The sequence below is a fragment of the Streptococcus sp. 10F2 genome (assembly GCF_054331515.2).
Genome location: NZ_JBTGGE020000077.1, coordinates 1 through 1,932, shown reverse-complemented (window position 1 = coordinate 1,932; position 1,932 = coordinate 1). Strand labels below are relative to the sequence as shown.

Annotated in this window: 1 tRNA gene and 1 rRNA gene; both read left to right on the top strand. The window is 50.7% G+C overall.

Annotated elements, in window-relative coordinates:
• Positions 1 to 64 precede the first annotated feature (64 nt).
• A 16S ribosomal RNA gene (locus ACXM1Q_RS08820) occupies positions 65 to 1,611 on the top strand.
• An 88-nt stretch (positions 1,612 to 1,699) separates the two neighbouring features.
• A tRNA-Ala gene (locus tag ACXM1Q_RS08815) sits at positions 1,700 to 1,772 on the top strand.
• Positions 1,773 to 1,932: the final 160 nt, after the last annotated feature.

Sequence of the window (1,932 nt, the reverse complement as noted above, 5' to 3'; positions counted from 1 at the left end):
ATACTACCTGTCAATGAAAAAGCAATAAATCTGTCAGTGACAGAAATGAGCAGCAGCTCAAACTTTTGATGAGAGTTTGATCCTGGCTCAGGATGAACGCTGGCGGCGTGCCTAATACATGCAAGTAGAACGCTGAGAGAAGAGCTTGCTCTTCTTGAGGAGTTGCGAACGGGTGAGTAACGCGTAGGTAACCTGCCTGGTAGCGGGGGATAACTATTGGAAACGATAGCTAATACCGCATAACAATGGATATTGCATGATATCTATTTGAAAGATGCAACTGCATCACTACCAGATGGACCTGCGTTGTATTAGCTAGTAGGTGAGGTAAAGGCTCACCTAGGCGACGATACATAGCCGACCTGAGAGGGTGAACGGCCACACTGGGACTGAGACACGGCCCAGACTCCTACGGGAGGCAGCAGTAGGGAATCTTCGGCAATGGGGGCAACCCTGACCGAGCAACGCCGCGTGAGTGAAGAAGGTTTTCGGATCGTAAAGCTCTGTTGTAAGAGAAGAACGAGTGTGAGAGTGGAAAGTTCACACTGTGACGGTAACTTACCAGAAAGGGACGGCTAACTACGTGCCAGCAGCCGCGGTAATACGTAGGTCCCGAGCGTTATCCGGATTTATTGGGCGTAAAGCGAGCGCAGGCGGTTGGATAAGTCTGAAGTTAAAGGCTGTGGCTTAACCATAGTATGCTTTGGAAACTGTTCAACTTGAGTGCAGAAGGGGAGAGTGGAATTCCATGTGTAGCGGTGGAATGCGTAGATATATGGAGGAACACCGGTGGCGAAAGCGGCTCTCTGGTCTGTAACTGACGCTGAGGCTCGAAAGCGTGGGTAGCGAACAGGATTAGATACCCTGGTAGTCCACGCCGTAAACGATGAGTGCTAGGTGTTAGGCCCTATCCGGGGCTTAGTGCCGCAGCTAACGCATTAAGCACTCCGCCTGGGGAGTACGACCGCAAGGTTGAAACTCAAAGGAATTGACGGGGGCCCGCACAAGCGGTGGAGCATGTGGTTTAATTCGAAGCAACGCGAAGAACCTTACCAGGTCTTGACATCCCGATGACCACTCTAGAGATAGGGTTTCTCTTCGGAGCATCGGTGACAGGTGGTGCATGGTTGTCGTCAGCTCGTGTCGTGAGATGTTGGGTTAAGTCCCGCAACGAGCGCAACCCTTATTGTTAGTTGCCATCATTAAGTTGGGCACTCTAGCGAGACTGCCGGTAATAAACCGGAGGAAGGTGGGGATGACGTCAAATCATCATGCCCCTTATGACCTGGGCTACACACGTGCTACAATGGCTGGTACAACGAGCGGCAAGTCGGTGACGGCAAGCAAATCTCTTAAAGCCAGTCTCAGTTCGGATTGTAGGCTGCAACTCGCCTACATGAAGTCGGAATCGCTAGTAATCGCGGATCAGCACGCCGCGGTGAATACGTTCCCGGGCCTTGTACACACCGCCCGTCACACCACGAGAGTTTGTAACACCCGAAGTCGGTGAGGTAACCATTTAGGAGCCAGCCGCCTAAGGTGGGATAGATGATTGGGGTGAAGTCGTAACAAGGTAGCCGTATCGGAAGGTGCGGCTGGATCACCTCCTTTCTAAGGAAAAAGGAAGCACATTGGTACTTGTTCAGTTTTGAGAGGTCATGTAGATGACAGAGAAAAAGAAATCCTACATGAATAGGAAGGGGCCTTAGCTCAGCTGGGAGAGCGCCTGCTTTGCACGCAGGAGGTCAGCGGTTCGATCCCGCTAGGCTCCATTAAGATACTAAAGGCGTCCCGCTTGCGGGAAGTTCTAAAGAAAAATAGGGACATCGATGCAGGAGTTTATTCCGAAGCGATGGCATCTTTTTTCACAAGAACTTAGCCTGGGTTCAATTTCTTTGAAAAAAGCTATGGATGTGGTATCTTAAATAAGGA